This window comes from Pseudomonas sp. Sample_22, assembly GCF_004307635.1.
Lineage (GTDB): Bacteria > Pseudomonadota > Gammaproteobacteria > Pseudomonadales > Pseudomonadaceae > Aquipseudomonas.
Genome location: NZ_RCNY01000022.1, coordinates 18,827 through 37,718 on the forward strand (window position 1 = coordinate 18,827; position 18,892 = coordinate 37,718).

13 protein-coding genes are annotated in these 18,892 nt (G+C 59.2%); 9 read left to right on the plus strand and 4 right to left on the minus strand.

Annotated features, from left to right (window positions below; genetic code table 11):
- Positions 1–13: 13 nt before the first annotated feature.
- Positions 14–433: a cupin domain-containing protein gene (locus tag D8U73_RS05165; RefSeq protein WP_056852214.1), complete on the minus strand. Its 420-nt coding sequence runs from the start codon at positions 431–433 to the stop codon at positions 14–16.
- Positions 434–617: 184 nt separating this feature from the next.
- A complete protein-coding gene (gene glnA / locus D8U73_RS05170) occupies positions 618–2,024 on the minus strand; it encodes a type I glutamate--ammonia ligase (RefSeq protein WP_056852215.1) in 1,407 nt (468 codons plus the stop codon).
- Positions 2,025–2,352: 328 nt separating this feature from the next.
- On the opposite strand from glnA, the gene thiI reads away from it, so the two are divergent.
- A complete protein-coding gene (thiI, locus tag D8U73_RS05180; RefSeq protein WP_056852216.1) occupies positions 2,353–3,807 on the plus strand; it encodes a tRNA uracil 4-sulfurtransferase ThiI in 1,455 nt (484 codons plus the stop codon).
- A 139-nt stretch (positions 3,808–3,946) separates the two neighbouring features.
- Positions 3,947–5,767 (plus strand): translational GTPase TypA, encoded by a 1,821-nt coding sequence (typA, locus tag D8U73_RS05185; RefSeq protein ID WP_046815270.1) that lies wholly within the window; start codon positions 3,947–3,949, stop codon positions 5,765–5,767.
- A gap of 215 nt (positions 5,768–5,982) precedes the next feature.
- Here typA and D8U73_RS05190 read toward each other — a convergent pair whose 3' ends face one another.
- Positions 5,983–6,420 (minus strand): YkgJ family cysteine cluster protein, encoded by a 438-nt coding sequence (locus tag D8U73_RS05190; RefSeq protein ID WP_056852217.1) that lies wholly within the window; start codon positions 6,418–6,420, stop codon positions 5,983–5,985.
- Positions 6,421–6,675: 255 nt separating this feature from the next.
- On the opposite strand from D8U73_RS05190, the gene D8U73_RS05195 reads away from it, so the two are divergent.
- The 5 genes from D8U73_RS05195 (at position 6,676) to D8U73_RS05215 (ending at position 15,697) form a co-directional block, all read left to right on the plus strand.
- The gene (locus tag D8U73_RS05195; RefSeq protein WP_056852218.1) at positions 6,676–9,126 is read left to right on the plus strand and encodes a glycogen/starch/alpha-glucan phosphorylase; all 2,451 of its coding nucleotides are present in this window, start codon (positions 6,676–6,678) and stop codon (positions 9,124–9,126) included.
- Between the two features lie 163 nt (positions 9,127–9,289).
- Positions 9,290–12,505: a DUF2339 domain-containing protein gene (locus tag D8U73_RS05200; protein WP_130903878.1), complete on the plus strand. Its 3,216-nt coding sequence runs from the start codon at positions 9,290–9,292 to the stop codon at positions 12,503–12,505.
- On the plus strand, positions 12,502–13,866 hold the full coding sequence (locus D8U73_RS05205) for a DUF3999 domain-containing protein (RefSeq protein ID WP_130903879.1): 1,365 nt from the start codon (positions 12,502–12,504) through the stop codon (positions 13,864–13,866). Before D8U73_RS05200 ends, D8U73_RS05205 begins: the two co-directional genes overlap by 4 nt.
- Before the next feature lie 214 nt (positions 13,867–14,080).
- Positions 14,081–15,091, plus strand: a complete 1,011-nt coding sequence (locus tag D8U73_RS05210; RefSeq protein ID WP_015093094.1) for a class 1 fructose-bisphosphatase — start codon at positions 14,081–14,083, stop codon at positions 15,089–15,091.
- A 3-nt stretch (positions 15,092–15,094) separates the two neighbouring features.
- On the plus strand, positions 15,095–15,697 hold the full coding sequence (locus tag D8U73_RS05215; RefSeq protein WP_056852221.1) for a DUF924 family protein: 603 nt from the start codon (positions 15,095–15,097) through the stop codon (positions 15,695–15,697).
- Positions 15,698–15,830: 133 nt separating this feature from the next.
- On the opposite strand, the gene D8U73_RS05220 is transcribed toward D8U73_RS05215, so the two are convergent.
- Positions 15,831–17,723, minus strand: a complete 1,893-nt coding sequence (locus D8U73_RS05220; RefSeq protein ID WP_201783970.1) for a methyl-accepting chemotaxis protein — start codon at positions 17,721–17,723, stop codon at positions 15,831–15,833.
- 279 nt (positions 17,724–18,002) lie between these two features.
- Between D8U73_RS05220 and D8U73_RS05225 the strand changes: the two genes are divergently transcribed.
- Both D8U73_RS05225 and D8U73_RS05230 read left to right on the plus strand, forming a co-directional pair.
- On the plus strand, positions 18,003–18,257 hold the full coding sequence (locus tag D8U73_RS05225; RefSeq protein ID WP_130903880.1) for a hypothetical protein: 255 nt from the start codon (positions 18,003–18,005) through the stop codon (positions 18,255–18,257).
- A 31-nt stretch (positions 18,258–18,288) separates the two neighbouring features.
- Positions 18,289–18,858, plus strand: a complete 570-nt coding sequence (locus tag D8U73_RS05230; RefSeq protein ID WP_056852223.1) for a lipocalin family protein — start codon at positions 18,289–18,291, stop codon at positions 18,856–18,858.
- Positions 18,859–18,892 lie beyond the last annotated feature (34 nt).

Genomic DNA, 18,892 nt, shown 5'->3' on the forward strand with positions numbered 1-18,892 from the left:
TGGGCAGCGAGAATTACTCCGACAATGGAATTCCTTGGCTGCCAGCATAGAACACAATGAGTTCTACCGGCTTGTCACCGGTTTTTCCACGATGCGTGGTGTCGACCATTTCAGCCAGCGCCTCGCCCTGTTTGAAGTGCTGGACCAAGCCATTGTCCTTGCCCTCAACCGTCAACTCGCCCGCGAGAATGTAGGCCGCGTTGGGGATTGGATGAGTATGCCAGTCGAGTTCAGTGTTGGCCGGTATCTTGAGTTTGAGCAGTGTCAGTTCAGGGGCGGCTGCGGGGTAGCGAGTGTAGGGGGTGTTGTCCCAGGAGGTGCTGCTTTGCAGGAGAATTTTCCGTTCGATGCCTGCCGGTTGCGATGCCGGGCTGCAGCCCAGCAATGCAGTGGTCAAGGTGGCGAGCAGGGGAGTCAGCAGGTAGGTCTTCATTGTTTTATCCGTTGAGTTCGGGCAAGACGGAGCAGGCTACGAACAACTTGAGCGGATTGATGCCGGACGATGCTGTGAATGTCCGAGGAGAAGGGGATAACCGCTGTCGGAAAATGACCAAAAAAAAGAGGCCTCCCGAAGGAGGCCTCTTTTTAGTCACACCGCTTGCGCAGGCGCTACCGGATCAGCAGCTGTAGTACAGCTCGTATTCCAGTGGGTGTACGAAGGTGCGGACCTTGATTTCTTCTTCGCTTTTCAGAGCGATGTAAGCGTCGATGAAGTCGTCGGAGAAAACGCCGCCTTTGGTCAGGAACGCACGACCTTTGTCCAGCTCTTCCAGGGCTTCTTTCAGGCTGCCGCAAACTTGTGGGATCTCTTTCGCCTCTTCAGGCGGCAGGTCGTACAGGTTTTTGTCAGCTGCATCGCCAGGGTGGATCTTGTTCTGGATGCCGTCCAGGCCAGCCATCAGCAGTGCTGCGAAAGCCAGGTACGGGTTGGCAGCCGGATCCGGGAAGCGTGCTTCGATACGACGGGCTTTAGGGCTCGACACGTAAGGAATACGGATCGAAGCGGAACGGTTACGGGCCGAGTAGGCCAGCATTACCGGGGCTTCGAAACCTGGTACCAGACGCTTGTAGGAGTTGGTCGCCGGGTTGGTGAAGCCGTTCAGGGCCTTACCGTGCTTGATGATGCCGCCAATGAAGTACAGAGCGGTGTCGGACAGACCGGCATAGCCTTCGCCTGCGAAGGTGTTCTTGCCATCCTTCCAGATGGACATGTGTACGTGCATGCCCGAGCCGTTGTCGCCGTACAGAGGCTTAGGCATGAAGGTAGCGGTACGGCCGTAGGCGTCAGCAACGTTGTGCACAACGTACTTCAGGGTTTGGGTTTCGTCGGCTTTCTTCACCAGGGTGTTGAACTTGACGCCGATTTCGTTCTGGCCGGCAGTTGCCACTTCGTGGTGGTGAACTTCGACGGTCAGGCCCATTTCTTCCAGTGCGTTGCACATGGAGGTACGGATTTCGTGGTCGTGGTCGAACGGTGGAACCGGGAAGTAGCCGCCTTTGACGCCAGGACGGTGGCCCTTGTTACCGCCTTCGATGTCCTGGTCGGACATCCAGGAACCTTGTTCGGAGTAGATCTTGAACATGGAGCCGGAAATGTCGGACTTGAACTTCACTTGGTCGAAGATGAAGAACTCTGGCTCTGGACCGGCGAATACGGTGTCGCCGATACCGGTGGCTTTCAGGTGCTCTTCAGCGCGCTTGGCGATCGCACGTGGGTCGCGATCGTAGCCTTGCATGCTCGAAGGTTCGATGATGTCGCAGACCAGGATCAGGGTCGGCTCTTCGGTGAACGGGTCGAGAACGGCGGTGGAGTCGTCCGGCATCAGGATCATGTCGGAGGCTTCGATGCCTTTCCAGCCAGAGATGGAAGAGCCGTCGAACATCTTGCCGACTTCGAAGAAGTCTTCATCCAGCGCATCGCGAGCCGGCATGGTCACGTGGTGCTGAGTGCCTTTGGTGTCTGTGAAGCGCAGATCAATCCACTTGACGTCATGATCTTTGATGAGTTGAACCGACTTCGACATAGTGTCCTCCGGGTGGCTTAGGGCTGGTAGTGGATGCCCTTAAATGTTTGTGATGCCGGCGCGAATACTCTGCCAAGGCAACCTGCCTCACAAGGGAGCAAATTGCATGCCAGTGCCCCACCATGGGTTTTTTGCCCCAAATTCACGCTTATAAAGGTGCAAGGCGCCTGAAAGAACAAATTATCGCCCTACAATGTGGCGCCTAAAGCTAAAAATGACCTCTTTTGGTGCGGGCAAAACCTTCTGCACATTAACTGGTTAAACCTTGAGCAATTTCCGCTATAATCCGCGCCCCCCTTTTTCGGCAGGCCCTGCGCGCGCTGTTTCCATGAAATTAATCGTAAAAGTCTTCCCCGAGATCACCATCAAGAGCCGCCCGGTACGGATGCGTTTCATCCGCCAATTGGCCAAGAACATCCGTGCCGTGCTCCGCGATCTGGACCCGGCTGTGGTGGTGAACGGCGTGTGGGACAACCTCGAGCTGGAAACCCGCGTCAGCGACCCCAAGGCCCTGAAAGAGATGGGCGAGCGCCTGAGCTGCATGCCGGGCATCGCACACTTCCTGCAAATCGACGAGTACCCGCTGGGGGATTTCGACGACATCGTTGAAAAGTGCAAGCAGCACTACGGCGATGCGCTGGCCGGGAAGATTTTTTCGGTGCGTTGCAAGCGCGCGGGCAAGCACCCGTTCAGCTCGATCGACATCGAGAAATACGTCGGCAGCCAGTTGCGTCGTCAGTGTGGTGCCGCCGGAATCGACCTGAAAAAGCCTGAAATCGAAGTTCGCATCGAAGTTCGCGACCAACGGTTGTTTGTGATCCACAGCCAGCACAACGGCATCGGCGGTTATCCGCTGGGCGCGTTGGAGCAGACGCTGGTGCTGATGTCCGGTGGCTTCGACTCCACCGTTGCGGCTTACCAGATCATGCGACGCGGCCTGATGGCCCACTTCTGCTTCTTTAATCTGGGCGGGCGTGCCCACGAACTGGGCGTCATGGAAGTCGCGCATTTCATCTGGAAGAAGTACGGCAGCTCCCAACGCGTGTTATTTGTCAGTGTGCCGTTCGAGGAAGTGCTGGGAGAAATTCTCGGCAAAGTCGATAACAGTCATATGGGCGTAGTATTGAAGCGTATGATGTTGCGCGCTTCGTCCCAAATTGCCGATCGACTGCACATTGATGCGCTGGTGACCGGCGAGGCGATCTCCCAGGTATCGAGCCAGACATTGCCGAACCTGAGCGTGATCGACTGCGTGACCGACAAGCTCGTCTTGCGACCGCTCATCGCCAGCCACAAGCAGGACATCATCGATCTGGCCAACGAAATCGGCACCGCCGATTTCGCCCGGCACATGCCGGAATACTGCGGCGTCATCTCGGTCAACCCGAAGACCGCAGCCAAGCGCCATCGCGTCGAGCATGAAGAGAAAGAATTCGATATGGCGGTACTCGAGCGAGCGCTCGAAAACGCCAAACTGGTGCCGATCGATCGCGTGATCGATGAATTGGGCCAGGATTTGCAAATTGAAGAAGTCAGCGAAGCGCTGGCCGGTCAGATCGTCATCGATATCCGTCACCCGGACGCCGCTGAAGACGACCCGCTGGATCTCGCTGGCATCGAGGTACAAACGATGCCGTTTTATGCACTGAACGCTCGTTTCAAGGAACTGGACCCTACTCGCCAGTACCTGCTTTATTGCGACAAAGGCGTGATGAGTCGCCTGCATGCCCACCATTTGCTCAGTGAGGGGCATGCCAATGTGCGCGTTTATCGACCGAGCTAAGTGCCCGGGGCTGTTTGCCTGTGGCTTGCGTCACCGGCCCCCCGACGCCGCCGTCAAGCTGTAACGGCAAGGCCTGACTCTACTGTAAATCGCTGCCAAGACTTGTCAGCGCACCGAATCCTCTGATCGAGATACACAAGTGATCGAAAATCTACGCAACATCGCCATCATTGCTCACGTTGACCATGGTAAGACCACCCTGGTAGACAAACTCTTGCGTCAATCCGGCACTCTGGAGCGCAACGAGCTCAACGACGAGCGCGTGATGGACTCCAACGACCAGGAAAAAGAGCGCGGTATTACCATTCTGGCGAAAAACACCGCCATCAACTGGAACGGCTACCACATCAACATCGTGGACACCCCGGGCCACGCCGACTTCGGCGGCGAAGTTGAACGCGTAATGTCGATGGTTGACTCCGTTCTGCTGCTGGTTGACGCTCAAGACGGCCCTATGCCGCAAACCCGTTTCGTGACCAAGAAGGCTTTCGAAGCCGGCCTGCGTCCGATCGTGTGCATCAACAAGGTTGACCGTCCAGGCGCGCGTCCGGACTGGGTTCTGGACCAGATCTTCGATCTGTTCGACAACCTGGGTGCCACCGAAGAACAGCTGGACTTCAAAGTCGTCTACGCCTCGGCCCTGAACGGTATTGCCGGTCTGGACCACAACGAAATGGCTGAAGACATGACCCCGCTGTACCAGTCGATCGTCGACAACGTACCGGCGCCGGCTGTTGACCGTGACGGTCCGTTCCAGATGCAGATCTCCGCACTGGACTACAACAGCTTCCTGGGTGTTATCGGTGTTGGCCGTATCGCTCGTGGTCGCATCAAGCCGAACTCCCCGGTTGTTGCTATCGGCGCCGACGGCAAGAAGCGTAACGGTCGTATCCTGAAGCTGATGGGTCACCACGGTCTGCACCGTGTAGACGTTGAAGAAGCTGCTGCAGGCGACATCGTGTGCATCAGCGGTATGGACTCGCTGTTCATCTCCGACACCCTGTGCCACCCGGACACCGTTGAAGCGATGAAGCCGTTGACCGTCGACGAGCCAACCGTTTCCATGACCTTCCAGGTAAACGACTCGCCATTCTGCGGTAAAGAAGGCAAGTTCGTGACTTCCCGTAACATCAAGGAACGTCTGGACAAAGAGCTGTTGTACAACGTTGCACTGCGCGTTGAAGAAGGCGACTCGGCTGACAAGTTCAAGGTTTCCGGCCGTGGCGAACTGCACCTCTCGGTACTGATCGAAACCATGCGTCGCGAAGGCTTCGAAATGGCTGTAGGCCGTCCGGAAGTGATCATCCGTCTGGTTGACGGCGTGAAGCACGAACCGTTCGAAAACGTCACCATCGACCTGCCGGAAGAATCCCAGGGCAAGGTGATGGAAGAGATGGGCCTGCGTAAAGGCGACCTGACCAACATGGTGCCGGATGGCAAGGGCCGTGTACGTCTGGAATACAACATCCCTGCTCGTGGTCTGATCGGTTTCCGTAACCAGTTCCTGACCCTGACCAACGGTGCTGGCATCCTGACTTCGATCTTCGACCGTTACGACGTGATGAAGTCCGGCGACATGTCCGGTCGTCAGAACGGCGTTCTGGTTTCGGTTGAAACCGGCAAGGCGCTGACCTACTCCCTGGAAACCCTGCAGGCACGTGGCAAGCTGTTCGTAGAACACGGTCAGGAAATCTACAACGGTCAGATCGTTGGTCTGAACAGCCGTGACAACGACCTGGGCGTTAACCCTACCAAGGGCAAGAAGCTCGACAACATGCGTGCTTCGGGTAAAGACGAAACCATCGCTCTGGTTCCACCTGTTCGCTTCACCCTGGAACAGGCTCTGGAATTCATCCAGGACGACGAGCTGTGTGAAGTGACGCCTAAGTCCATCCGTCTTCGCAAGAAGATCCTGGACGAAAGCGAGCGTACCCGCGCTGCCAAGAAAGCCAAGGCATAACATTTAGCCCGGCTTGACGAAAACGCCCCCGGTCGAAAGGCCGGGGGCGTTTTTGTTTGTCCGGGATATGTGTGGTGTTTTGCTGGCCCCATCGCTGGCAAGCCAGCTCCCACACGATTTGAGTCGTACATGAAATTTGTGTACGACAACAATCACTGTGGGAGCTGGCTTGCCAGCGATGGCGGCCGATCAGCCGCCAAAAAAATCAGGAACTATCAGAACCGCTCGATCGACCGCGAATTCTGTTCGCGCACCACTTCCTTGGGCTTGTACGCGCAATACCCTGGCCGCGGGCCGATTTTCGGGTGGTTGCGGCAGGTATCCGGGCGCTTTTCATAAATAGTGCACAGACGGCTCTTGCGATCCAGGTACAGGCAATCGTTGTTGCTCATGCGCTGGAGGGTGAAGATTCCCGACTTCTGGTTAAAACGCTCGACCAGACCTTCCTTTTGCAGGCGCTTGGCGATGTTCTTCGGCGGATCACCCATCTCGAACTCATCGACCACGCCGATACGGATCAGATCCTTGATCTTGACCTCGACCGGCAGGGTGCAGCAGCTGGATATGCACGAACCGCACATGGGGGCAGAATATTTTGCCCAGGTATCGAGTCGGTCGATCTCCGCGGCGGCGATCAGGTTGGGCTTCATCATCGGTTGTTACCAGCGTGTGCATCAGGGCGCGCGATCATACCGGGACTGGTGGATTTTTGAACAACCTTTCGCCAGATTTTTTCATCGGCGTGCGGCGAACCGCTAATCCGGCACGGCCCCTGCATTGATTCCGGTACACGACAATGTATTGCCGATCTGTTTCGCACTTGCGGGAAAAACTGCCGAACCAGAGCCTCTACCACCTGTCAGACCGTCTAGGCTCAGACAACTCAACGCTCGCTCGAGGTCCTATCGATGACTCAAGAACCACTTGTTCGCGAAGCAGAGGTGGCCGCATTCCGCGACGCCGTCTTGACCAAACTCACCTATGCGGTGGGCAAAGACCCGGATCACGCCTTCGACCACGACTGGTTCGAAGCCATTGCCCTTGCAGCGCGTGATCACATGGTCGAGCACTGGATGGACCACACGCGTCAGATTTATCGCAAAGGTCAGAAGCGCGTTTACTACCTCTCCCTGGAATTTCTCATCGGTCGCTTGCTCTACGACAGCCTGAGCAACCTTGGCCTGCTCGACGTCGCGCGCGAGGCCCTGACCGAACTTGGCGTCGACCTCGAGCGCATCCGCCTGCTGGAGCCCGATGCCGCGCTGGGCAACGGGGGCCTCGGTCGTCTGGCGGCGTGCTTCATGGAAAGCATGTCGACCCTGGGCATCGCCGGTCATGGCTACGGCATTCGCTATGAACACGGCCTGTTCCGTCAGGCGATTGTCGACGGCTGGCAGCAGGAGCAAACCGAACACTGGCTGGATTTCGGCAACCCTTGGGAGTTCGAGCGTCCGGAGGTGGTATATCCGATCGGTTTTGGTGGCAGCGTCGAGACCGTGACCGATGAAAGTGGCAAGTCCAAGCAAGTCTGGCACCCGGCGGAAACCGTGCGGGCCATTGCCTACGACACACCCGTGGTCGGCTGGCGAGGAGCGAGCGTGAACACCCTGCGACTGTGGCGCGCACGGGCCATGGAAGACTTGCACCTTGAGCGTTTCAACGCCGGTGACCACCTTGGCGCAGTGGCCGAAGTGGCCCGCGCCGAGAGTATCTCCCGCGTGCTGTATCCGGCGGACAGCACCGAAGCCGGCCAGGAACTGCGTCTGCGTCAGGAATACTTCTTTGTCGCGGCATCATTGCAGGACTTGCTGCGTCGCCATCGCAACATGCACACCTCGGTACTGACCCTGGGGGATCACGCGGCGATCCAGCTCAATGACACGCACCCATCGATTGCCGTTGCCGAGTTGATGCGCCAATTGGTCGACGTCTACGACGTGGCCTGGGATGCCGCCTGGCAGGTTACGGTCGACACGCTGTCCTACACCAATCACACGCTTCTGCCCGAAGCGCTGGAAACCTGGCCGGTGGGGTTGATGGAACGCATGCTGCCACGTCACATGCAGATCATTTACCTGATCAATGCCCAGCACATCGATTCGTTGCGCGCCAAAGGCATTCACGATTTCGACGTGCTGCGCGCGGTGTCGCTGATCGAAGAAGACAATGGCCGCCGGGTACGCATGGGCAATCTGGCGTTCCTGGGCTCCCACAGCGTCAATGGCGTGTCCGGTTTGCACACGCAACTGATGCGCAAAACGGTGTTCTCCGAGCTGCACAAGCTCTACCCGGAGCGGATCAACAACAAAACCAACGGCATTACCTTCCGCCGCTGGCTCTATCAGGCCAACTCCGAGCTGACCTCGATGCTGGTCGATGCACTCGGCCCGGATCTGCTGGATAACCCCGAAGCGCGATTGCTCGATCTTGAGCCGTTCGCCGAAAAAACCGCGTTCCGCAAGGCGTTTGCCGAGCAGCGTTTGCACAGCAAAAAAGCCCTGGCGTATCTCATTCACGAACGGCTGGGCGTGGCGGTCAACCCGGCGGCGATGTTCGATGTGCAGGTCAAACGGATCCACGAGTACAAGCGCCAGTTGCTCAACCTGCTGCACACCGTGGCGTTGTACCAGGCAATTCGCGCCGAGCCGGAAATCGATTGGGTACCGCGGGTGAAGATCTTCGCCGGTAAGGCGGCGGCCAGTTATCACCAGGCCAAGCTGATCATCAAGCTGACCAACGACATCGCCCGGGTGGTGAACAACGATCCGACCGTGCGTGGCTTGCTCAAAGTAGTGTTCCTGCCCAATTACAACGTCAGCCTCGCCGAGAGCATCATTCCGGCGGCTGACTTGTCCGAACAGATCTCCACCGCCGGTTTCGAGGCGTCGGGCACCAGCAACATGAAATTCGGTCTCAACGGTGCGCTGACCATCGGCACGCTGGACGGCGCCAACGTGGAGATGTGCGAGCGCATCGGCGCCGAGCATATGTTCATCTTCGGGCTCAGCGCGCAGCAGGTGGAAGCGCGCAAGCAAAACCACGAGTTCAGTGCAGTGCCGGACATCGCTGCGTCTCACCGGCTCAACGATGTGCTGCAAGCGATTCGTAGCGGGGTGTTCTCGCCGGATGATCCGTCGCGGTACAGCGGGCTGATCGATTCGCTGGTGGATTACGACCGTTTCCTGGTCTGCGCCGATTTCGATTCCTACTGGAACGCGCAGATGCGGGTCGAAGCCCATTGGCACGATTCCAAGGAGTGGTGGCGTTCGGCGGTGTTGAACACCTCGCGGATGGGCTGGTTCTCGTCTGACCGGACGATTCGCGAGTACGCCACGGATATCTGGAAAGCGCTGGAGTAAGTCTTCGGTCGGATCGATATACTGACGCGCCGCAAAAGATCGCAGCCTTCGGCAGCACCTGCAAAATCGCGAATTAAAGCGTTTTTGCAGGTGCTGCCGAAGGCTGCGATCTTTTGGCCGTGGCTACGCTAATCTTTCTGGATTGCGCTCAAGGATATCGACCATGCAATGGATGTTGACGCTGATTGGCCTGGTGCTGGGCTGGATACTCGACGAGTCGTTCAGCGATGCACTGCTGGGCGCGCTGCTTGGCTTGGCAATCGGCCAGGCGATTCGAGTTGGCCGTCTGGCTTCGCAGGCCGACTCGCAACGCCTTTTGTTGGAGCAGGCTCAAGTTGCGTTGCATGCCGTCGAGCAACGGCTGGCGGTGTTGGAGGTGTCTGGCGCCAAAGCCCCCGAAGTCACTGCGCCTGTCATCAGCGAAACCGACCCCATCCCCGACTCTGCGGTCGCGCATCCCCCTGTTGAGCTGGTCTGGGAGCTTCCGCCCGAACTCGAACCCCTCAGCACCGCGGCCGCCACCGTAAACCATCCCGCACCATCATTTGATGCCTGGAAACCTGCGCCGGACGTTCGCGATTCGCAACAACCGGCCCCACCTCGCGGCCCCAATTTCATCGAACGCGCTATCAATGGCGCTCGAGCATGGCTGTTCGGTGGCAACACCGTACTGCGAGTGGGCGTGGTGCTGTTGTTTCTCGGTCTGGCGTTCCTGCTGCGCTACGCAACTGAAGGCATGGTGGTGCCGATCGAGCTGCGTTATGCCGGTGTCGCGGCGGCGGCATTGGGGCTGCTTGGCCTTGGATGGTGGCTGCGGCGTCGTAACAACAATTATGCTTTGATGTTGCAAGGCGCCGGGGTTGCGGTGCTGTATCTGACGGTGTTTGCAGCGATGCGATTGCATCCGCTGCTCGACCCTTCGGCGGCGTTCGGGCTGCTGGTGGCGGTCACCGTGTTTTCGGCGATTCTGGCCATCACCCAGGACTCCTTGGGGCTGGCCTGTGCGGCGGCATTGGGCGGTTTTGCCGCGCCGATCCTGGCGTCTACCGGTAGCGGTAGCCACGTCGCGTTGTTCAGCTATTTTGCCTTGCTCAATGCCGGCATCCTGGCCATCGCCTGGTTCAAGGCCTGGCGAACGCTGAACGTGATCGGCTTTGTCGGCACTTTCGGCATTGGTTTCGCCTGGGGTGCGCGCACCTACACGCCGGAACTGTTGTGGAGCACCGAGCCGTTTCTGATTCTGTTCTTCCTGATGTACTTGGCCATCGGTCTGCTGTTCGCCCGCCGCAAGTTACTCGAGCTCGGCGACGCGCCCGAGGGCGGTGGCCGTGAGGCTCTACTGCAGTGGTCGGCACGCAAGGGCGACTATGTCGACGGTACCTTGCTATTCGGTCCGCCGCTGGTGGGCTTCGGCTTGCAGTTCGCCTTGGTGCAACACCTGGAATTCGCCGCCGCGTTCAGTGCCTTGGCGCTGGGCATCATCTACATGGGATTGGCCCGTCTGCTGTTTGGCGGCCGAACGTTGCTGCTGGCAGAAACCTGTCTTGCCCTGGGTGTGATTTTCACCAGCCTGGCGATTCCACTGGGGCTCGATGCGCGCTGGACAACAGCAGCCTGGGCCGTAGAGGGCGCAGGGATTTTCTGGCTGGGTCTGCGTCAGCAACGACCGTTGGCCCGAGCATTCGCCTTACTGCTGCAATTGGGCTCGGCACTGACGTTTCTCAGCGAGCTGGGCGCGGGTGAGAATAGTCTGCTTGAAGGTGCGCCCTTGGGCGCGCTGTTGCTTGGCGTCGCGTTGTTGTTCAGTTTCTACTCATTGCATAAAGCACTGCCCGGGCAGACTTCACCGTGGGAACGCAAAGGCGTACCGCTGTTGGCCTGTCTTGGCCTGTCGTTCATCTATCTGCTGGCGCCGCTGTTTTTCTTCGCCGAAGGCACGACGATCAGTTGGGCGCTGGCCGGGTTGATCACGTTGTTTGTCGGCCTGCGTCTGCCGTCGTGCACGTTTGTGTTCAGCGCCATGGCCGTTCAGTGGCTTGGGGGCATGTTGTTCCTGGTCGCCGCGCCCTCGTTCTATGAAGACTTGCGCCCCATGGCCCACGGTGGATTCTGGACGCCGCTGCTACTCGGCCTGACAGGGCTGGTCGGGGCCTGGCGCTTGCAAACCGGCAACGCCGTCACGGTGTTTGACGGGCTGACTCTGCAACGTTTGTCTCAGGCGTCGCTGATTTGGGGCGCGGGTTGGTGGTCGCTGGCGTGGGTCAGCGAAGTGCTGCGGTTTGCTCCGCTTGACCTGCAAGTGACGTTGCTGCTGGCGGTCGCACTATTGAGCGCAACGTTGTGGGCTGTGTTGGCCTTGCGTCTGAATTGGACGTCACTGGGTTTGCTTTGCACGTTGCTGATCCCAGCTGCCGGTGTGGTTTTGCTCGCCGCGTGGCATCCGCGTTTTCACCCGGCGGTTAATTTTGGGTGGCTGGCGTGGACGGCACTGTTTGTTGTGCATTTCATTTCGCTGCGTCGCCTGGCTCCGATGCTGCCAGCGCGGGTGCTCAGTGTCGCCCATGTGCTCGGTTGCTGGCTGCTGATCGGCGTACTGGCCCTGGAATTGCGTTACGGACTTTTGCTGCTGTCCGAGCAGTACAACGCCTGGCGCTGGTTGGGTTGGGCGATTCTGCCAAGCCTGTATCTGGTGCTGGTGGCCGCGCCCCGACAGTGGCCGTGGCCGATGTCGGACCATGCGCGCGAATACCGTGTGTATGCCGCCGCGCCCTTGGCCTTGTTGATGCTCGGCTGGTTCTGGTTGGCCAACGCTGTCAGTGACGGCATGGCTGAGCCGCTGCCCTACGTACCGCTGATCAATCCGCTGGAGCTGGGTTTGTTGTTTGCGCTGTTCGGCGCTTACGTCTGGTCACGCAACGCGCTGACGCAACTGCAGTTCAACAAGGACTACGTCGCCCGCGCCACACAGCTGATCGCTGGCGTCTCGTTGTTCGTGTTCTTTACTGCACTGGTGATGCGTGCGGCCCACCATTGGGGCGGGGTGCCGTTCCAGCTCGATGCGTTGCTTGAATCCATGCGGGTGCAGGCCGGCCTGTCGATCATTTGGACGATGATCGCCCTGAGCCTGATGATCGGCGGCCATTTGCGGCATCGCCGTGAAGTCTGGCTGATCGGCGCGGCGCTGATCGGCGTGGTTGTGGCGAAACTGTTCTTTGTCGAATTGAGTAACCGTGGCGGGCTGGCGCGGATCGTGTCGTTTATTGGCGTTGGCGTGTTGCTGCTGGTGGTGGGCTACTTTGCCCCGTTGCCGCCCAAGCGTGCCGAGGCTGCGGAGGATGCCGAGAAACCGGCCCCGCAAACTGGAGGAGTGTCGTCTTGAGTCAGAAGCTGAACCTGTGCTGGTTGGGCGTGGTAGCCATGGGGATGGCGCTCTCGGCTGGCGCCCAGGAAAAACTCGCAGACTTCACCACACAAGTGCCGTTGTCCGTCAGCGGTGAGGGGCCGTGGTATCGACTTGAGCTGCCCTTGGCCGTGCAACTGAATGCCCGGCAAACCGACCTGAGCGATGTGCGCGTGTTCAATGCCAATGGCGAACCACAGGCCTACGCGCTGGCGCGGGCCACCCCGCAAGCTGAAGACGGCCGCACGCTGACCGACGTCAAATGGTTCCCGCTGTACAACTCGGTAGACGCCACCGAGCATGCGCCGAGCGTGCGCGTGCAATCGACTGCCAACGGCGCGTTGGTCGAAGTGCAGCCCTCCACTCAGTTGGAGGCGGGCGAGGAAGCGTTGCGCGGCTGGCTGCTCGACGCCAGTGCCATCAAGGCGCCGTTGCAGCAGTTGGTTCTTGACTGGACCAGCGAGCGCGATGGCTTCCAGCGTTTTACCATCGAGGCCAGTGACGATTTGCAGCATTGGCAGTCATGGGGAGAAGGGCAGGTCGCGCGGCTGACTTTTGCCGATGAGCGAGTCGAGCAACACGAAGTCGCTCTGCCCGGGCAGTCGGCGCGCTACTTGCGATTGCTGTGGGAGGCACCGCAATTGGCGCCGACCCTGACGTCGGCGCAACTGCAAAGCAGCCGCAGTCTGCCGTTGCCGTTGGTCTGGTCGCAAGCGTTGGCCGGCAGCAGCGTGAAGGCCGGCGAGTACACCTGGCAATTGCCGATGAGCGTCAGCGTCGAGCGAGTGCAGGTCGAACTGAGCCAGGCCAACAGTCTGGCGCCGGTCACGTTGTCCGGTCGTCGCGATGGTAGCCTGCCGTGGCAACCTCTGAGCAACGGTCTGCTTTATCGCCTGACCCAGGGCAGTCAGGATGTGGTTCAGGATCAGTTGCAATTGTCGGGGCAGACCGTGCAGCAATTGAAGCTGACCGTGGACGAGCGCGGCGGTGGATTGGGGGCGCAGGTGCCGGTAATAAAGTTCGCCGTGCGGGCGACGCACCTGGTCTTTCTGGCGCGAGGGCCGGGGCCTTATACGCTGGCGCTGGGCAACTCGACGGTGAAGGCGGCAAACCTGCCATTGTCGACCCTGATACCGGACTTCAACGCGGCGAAACTGGCGACATTGGGCAAGGCAGCGGTGGATGCCGGGGTTGTGGTTACGCCTTCGGCTACGCCAGGGCCGGCAGTGGTGGGCACCGACTGGAAGAAATTCGGCCTGTGGGCGGTGCTGTTGCTCAGCGTATTGTTCCTGGCGGCGATGGCGTTCAGCCTGTTGCGCAAACCACCGGTCAAGCCCTGAAACCGGTTGCTTGGCACCCGATCGCGAGCAGGCGGGCTCCTGCATGAATATCGAAATTGGCGCCCGTCGACGCCTCATATCTAAGCCGTTTCCTACTACGCTAAACCCGGAGCATGAACTCTCTTCAGCCGATCACGTCTGATAGGAGGAAATGCGCCCCGACTCGCGTTAAACTGCGCGGGTTTTTAGCCCCCCCATTCCTCCGGAGCCTTCCATGTCCCGCGTTACCTTGAGTCGCTATTTGATTGAGCAGACCCGTAGCAACAACACTCCTGCCGATCTGCGCTTCCTGATCGAAGTGGTGGCGCGTGCTTGCAAGGAAATCAACCACGCCGTGTCCAAAGGCGCCCTCGGCGGCGTTCTGGGCAGCATGGGCACTGAAAACGTCCAGGGCGAAGTGCAGAAAAAGCTCGACGTGATCTCCAACGAGATCCTGCTCGAGGCCAATGAATGGGGCGGTCACCTGGCCGGCATGGCGTCCGAAGAAATGGACAACGCCTACCAGATCCCGGGCAAATACCCGAAAGGCGCCTACCTGTTGGTATTCGACCCGCTGGACGGCTCTTCGAACATCGACATCAACGCCCCGGTCGGCACGATCTTCTCGGTACTGCGTTGCCCGAACGAATACCTGAGCCAGAACGAACCCCTGAACGAAAAAGCCTTCCTGCAGCCAGGTACCCAGCAAGTGGCCGCCGGTTACGCGATCTACGGTCCCCAGACCATGCTGATCCTGACCCTGGGCGACGGCGTCAAAGGCTTCACCCTGGACCGTGAAATGGGCAGCTTCGTACTGACTCACGAAAACATCACCATTCCGGAAGCCACCCAGGAATTTGCCATCAACGCCTCCAACCAGCGTCACTGGGAAGCACCGGTGCAGCGCTACGTCGGCGAATTGCTGGCAGGCGATGAAGGCCCGCTGAAAAAGAACTACAACATGCGCTGGGTGGCCGCGATGGTGGCCGATGTGCATCGCATCCTGACCCGTGGCGGTTTGTTCATGTACCCACGTGACAGCCGCGAGCCGTCGAAGCCGGGCAAGCTGCGCCTGATGTACGAAGCCAACCCGATGTCGTTCCTCGTGGAACAAGCGGGTGGCGCCTCCACCGACGGTCACCAGCGCATCCTCGACATTCAGCCGGAAGGCCTGCACCAGCGCGTAGCGGTGTTCCTCGGTTCGAAAGAAGAAGTGGCCCGCGTCACGGCTTACCACAAGGAGTAAATCATGACTGCGCCCTGGCAGCCGTTGCTCGAATGGTGGTTCGGAACGTCTGAATCAGCCAAGCAAGTGGCGGCACAGAAGGGCAAGTTGTGGTTCGGCAAGCGTGACAGCCAGGACCTCGAAGCGCGCGAGCGTTTCGGGGACTGGGTCGAGCAGGCATTGACCGGTGGATTGACCGAGTGGACGCAACGTCCCGAAGGTTGGCTGGCCCTGGTGCTGTTGCTCGATCAACTGCCGCGAATGATCTTTCGCGATTCTCCCAAAGCGTTTTCCGGCGATTCCCGGGCACAGCAACTCGTTGCCCAAGGCATTGCGGCGGACTTCGATCGGCAATTGCCGCCGATTCAGCGGGTGTTCATCTATCTGGTGTTCGAGCACAGCGAAAACCTCGCGGTGCAGAACGAAGGTGTCTCGCGGTACATCGAGTTGGTGGCGCAACAGCCGGAAAGTGACCAGGCGCTGTTTGCCGATTACCTGGACTACGCCCAGAAGCATCAGAAAGTGATCGCGCAGTTTGGGCGGTTTCCGCATCGCAATGCGGTGTTGGGAAGGGAGTCTACGCCTGAGGAGTTGGCGTTTCTCTCCAAGCCGGGTTCACGATTCTAGTTTTTCGTTACTGCTGAGGCCGCCATCGCTGGCAAGCCAGCTCCCACAGGGTTTTGCGTCGTACACAAAAATTGTGTCCGCTGCAAAACATTGTGGGAGCTGGCTTGCCAGCGAAAGGGCCGGTGTGGGCACCTTAGATCCTGAAACTCCCCACCAACTGCTTCAACCGTGCCGCCTGCTGCTCAAGATCGGCACACGCGCGCAAGGTCGCCTGCAGGTTCTCTACACCTTCCTGGTTCAGCGTGTTGATCTCGGTGATGTCGACGTTGATCGATTCCACCACAGCCGTTTGCTCTTCGGTCGCCGTGGCGACGGACTGGTTCATGCCGTCGATTTCGCCGATGCGCTGGGTCACGCTCCCCAGCCGCTCACCGGCCTGGTTGGCGATGCCGACGCTGCTTTCGCTCTGGCGCTGACTGTCGGTCATGATGCCCACGGCCGCGCGGGCGCCGACTTGCAGTTCTTCGATCATGGTCTGCACTTGCTGCGCGGAATCCTGGGTGCGATGGGCCAGGTTGCGCACTTCGTCGGCGACCACTGCGAAACCGCGTCCGGCCTCACCGGCCCGCGCTGCTTCGATGGCCGCGTTAAGCGCCAGCAGGTTGGTCTGCTGGGAGATGCTGGTGATCACTTCCAGAATCTGTCCGATGTTCACCGTATTGCTGTTGAGCGTCTCGATGTTGCCGCACGAATCGCTGATCTTCGCCGAGAGCTGCTGCATCGCCGCAATGGTTTTATCCACCACTTGCTGGCCGTCTTCGGCCAGGCTGCGGGCATCGCTCGAATGCTGCGAGGCGAGGGCAGCGTTCTGGGCGATTTCCTGGGCGGCGGCGCCAAGCTGATTGATCGCCGCGGCCACGCTGCTGGTGCGCGAGGCTTGCTGGTCGGAGTTGTACATCGACGAATTGGAAGCTGCGACAACGCGCAGGGCGACTTCGTTGACCTGACCGGTGGCCGAGGACACTTCGATGATCGAGGTGTGAATGCGCTCGACGAAGCGGTTGAACGACAGCCCCAGCGCGCCGAATTCGTCGTGGCCATGAATGGTCAGGCGTTTGGTCAAGTCACCTTCGCCCTCGGCGATGTCGTGCATGGCGCGGCCCATGGTCAGCAGCGGTTGCATCAGCAGGCTGATCAGCATGCCCAGCAATGCAATGATGATCACCACCGCAATCACCATGGCAATGATGGCCGAGGTGCGGAATTCGCTAAGCATCGAGAACGCGGTGTCCTGGTCGAGCACCAGTGCCACGTACCAATCGGCCGACGGCACCCCGTTGACGTGAGTAAACGAGATGAACTGGCGCTTGCCATCGATCTCGACCTCTTTCATGCCGGGGCTGACCTTTGGCGCACCGTTGGGGTAAGCCTCGCTCAGGTTCTTGAGTACCAGCTTGCTGTCCGGGTGGATCAGGATCTTGCCGTCAGCGCCGACGATGAAGGCATGTCCGTGACCGCCGAAGTTCAGCGAGTTGATGATCGCACTGACGCTGGACAGGTCGATATCGGCGCCGGCCACGCCGATCATCTGGCCTTGGCGCTGTACCGGCGTTGCAACGGTAATCACCAGTTTGCCGGACGAAGCGGCGATGTACGGTTCGGTGACGATGGTCTGTTGCGCACTGTTGGCAGCCTTGTACCAGCCACGGGCCCGTGGGTCGTAATCAGCTGCTCGGTTGCCTGCCGGAACCGAGAACATCACACCGTCGGCACCACCGAAGTAACTCAGCTGGAAATTACCAGTGTAGGCGGGCAGGTCGATGATGCGTTTCAGGCTGGCCGGGGCATTGCCATCGGCAGTGACTTGCTGGGCCATCGATTGCAGCAACTGCATGCGGCTTTCCAGCCAGGTCTGGATGTTGCTGGTGGTCAGGCTGCCGAGTTCCTGCATCGATGCTTCGGTGCTGCTGCGCAAGGTCTGCCGTTGGCGATAGTCGTTGAACAGGATGAAACAAGCGAATGCGACGGCCACCACGAGGGCGGCAGCCAACAAGATCTTGTGGCTGAACTTCATGTTTCGGGTCATTGGATGAGCTACCGCAGGGAATCTGGTCAACAAAGGAGGGGCAATGGCCACAGGCGTGGCTTTGCGTTGCATTTGTGTCGACTGGGCGGCGCCAAAGATTAGGCGAATGTGCGCAAAACCGACGAAATACTCGATCGCCATGCAAAGTGGCTGATTTGCCGGGTAGAGGTAGACGAGCGGCCCAACAAATAGCCGGTCGCTCAGGGAACCAGATTAGGGTTTTCTCTTCTAAGGTTCAGTTTGGCAGTCATGCCATTCCCCACCGCCTCTGGAGTTCACATGTCGCTGCGATCCATCGCCCTGCTTTCGTTCTGCGTGTTGTTGGTTGCGTGCAGCAAAGTCAATCAGGAAAACTACTCGAAGCTCTCGGCCGGCATGGCCAAGGCCGAAGTTGAAACCCTGTTGGGCAAACCCGCCGATTGCTCCGGCGCACTCGGCATGTCCAGTTGCACATGGGGCGACAAGAACAGCTTTATCAGCGTGCAATTCGCCGGTGACAAAGTGTTGATGTTTTCCGGCCAAGGCCTGAAGTAAACCGGGGCGAAGTGCCCACGGGAGAAAAACAATGAAGCGGTTATTGATGATGCTTTTTGCCGGCCTGGTATTGGCCGGTTGTGCCACTTCTGGCCAGGATCCGTTGGCGCCCAAGACAGCCAACAGCGTCAACCTCAAGCGTTACCAGGGCACCTGGTACGAGTTGGCCCGTCTGCCGATGTATTTCCAGCGCGATTGCGCGCAATCCGAAGCCCATTACACGCTGTTGCCCGATGGCAACGTCGCGGTGCTGAACCGCTGCCTGACGGCGCAGTGGCAATGGGAAGAGGTCAAGGGCACGGCTTATCCACAGGTGCCGGGTAAAACCGACAAGTTGTGGGTCGAGTTCGATACCTGGTTTTCGAGGCTGATTCCGGGTGTGGCGAAGGGCGAATACTGGGTGCTGTATGTCAGCGATGACTACAAGACAGCCATTGTCGGTGACCCAAGCCGTCGCTATTTGTGGCTCCTGTCACGCACACCGACCGTGAACGGTGTGGTGCGTGAAGAACTGCTGAGCAAGGCACGCCAGCAGGGCTACGACACCACGCGACTGATCTGGCGAGCGTCGGATACGCAGATGGCCAAGACCTCGAACTGATCACTGCGCTACTGATCATTCCCACGCAGAGCGT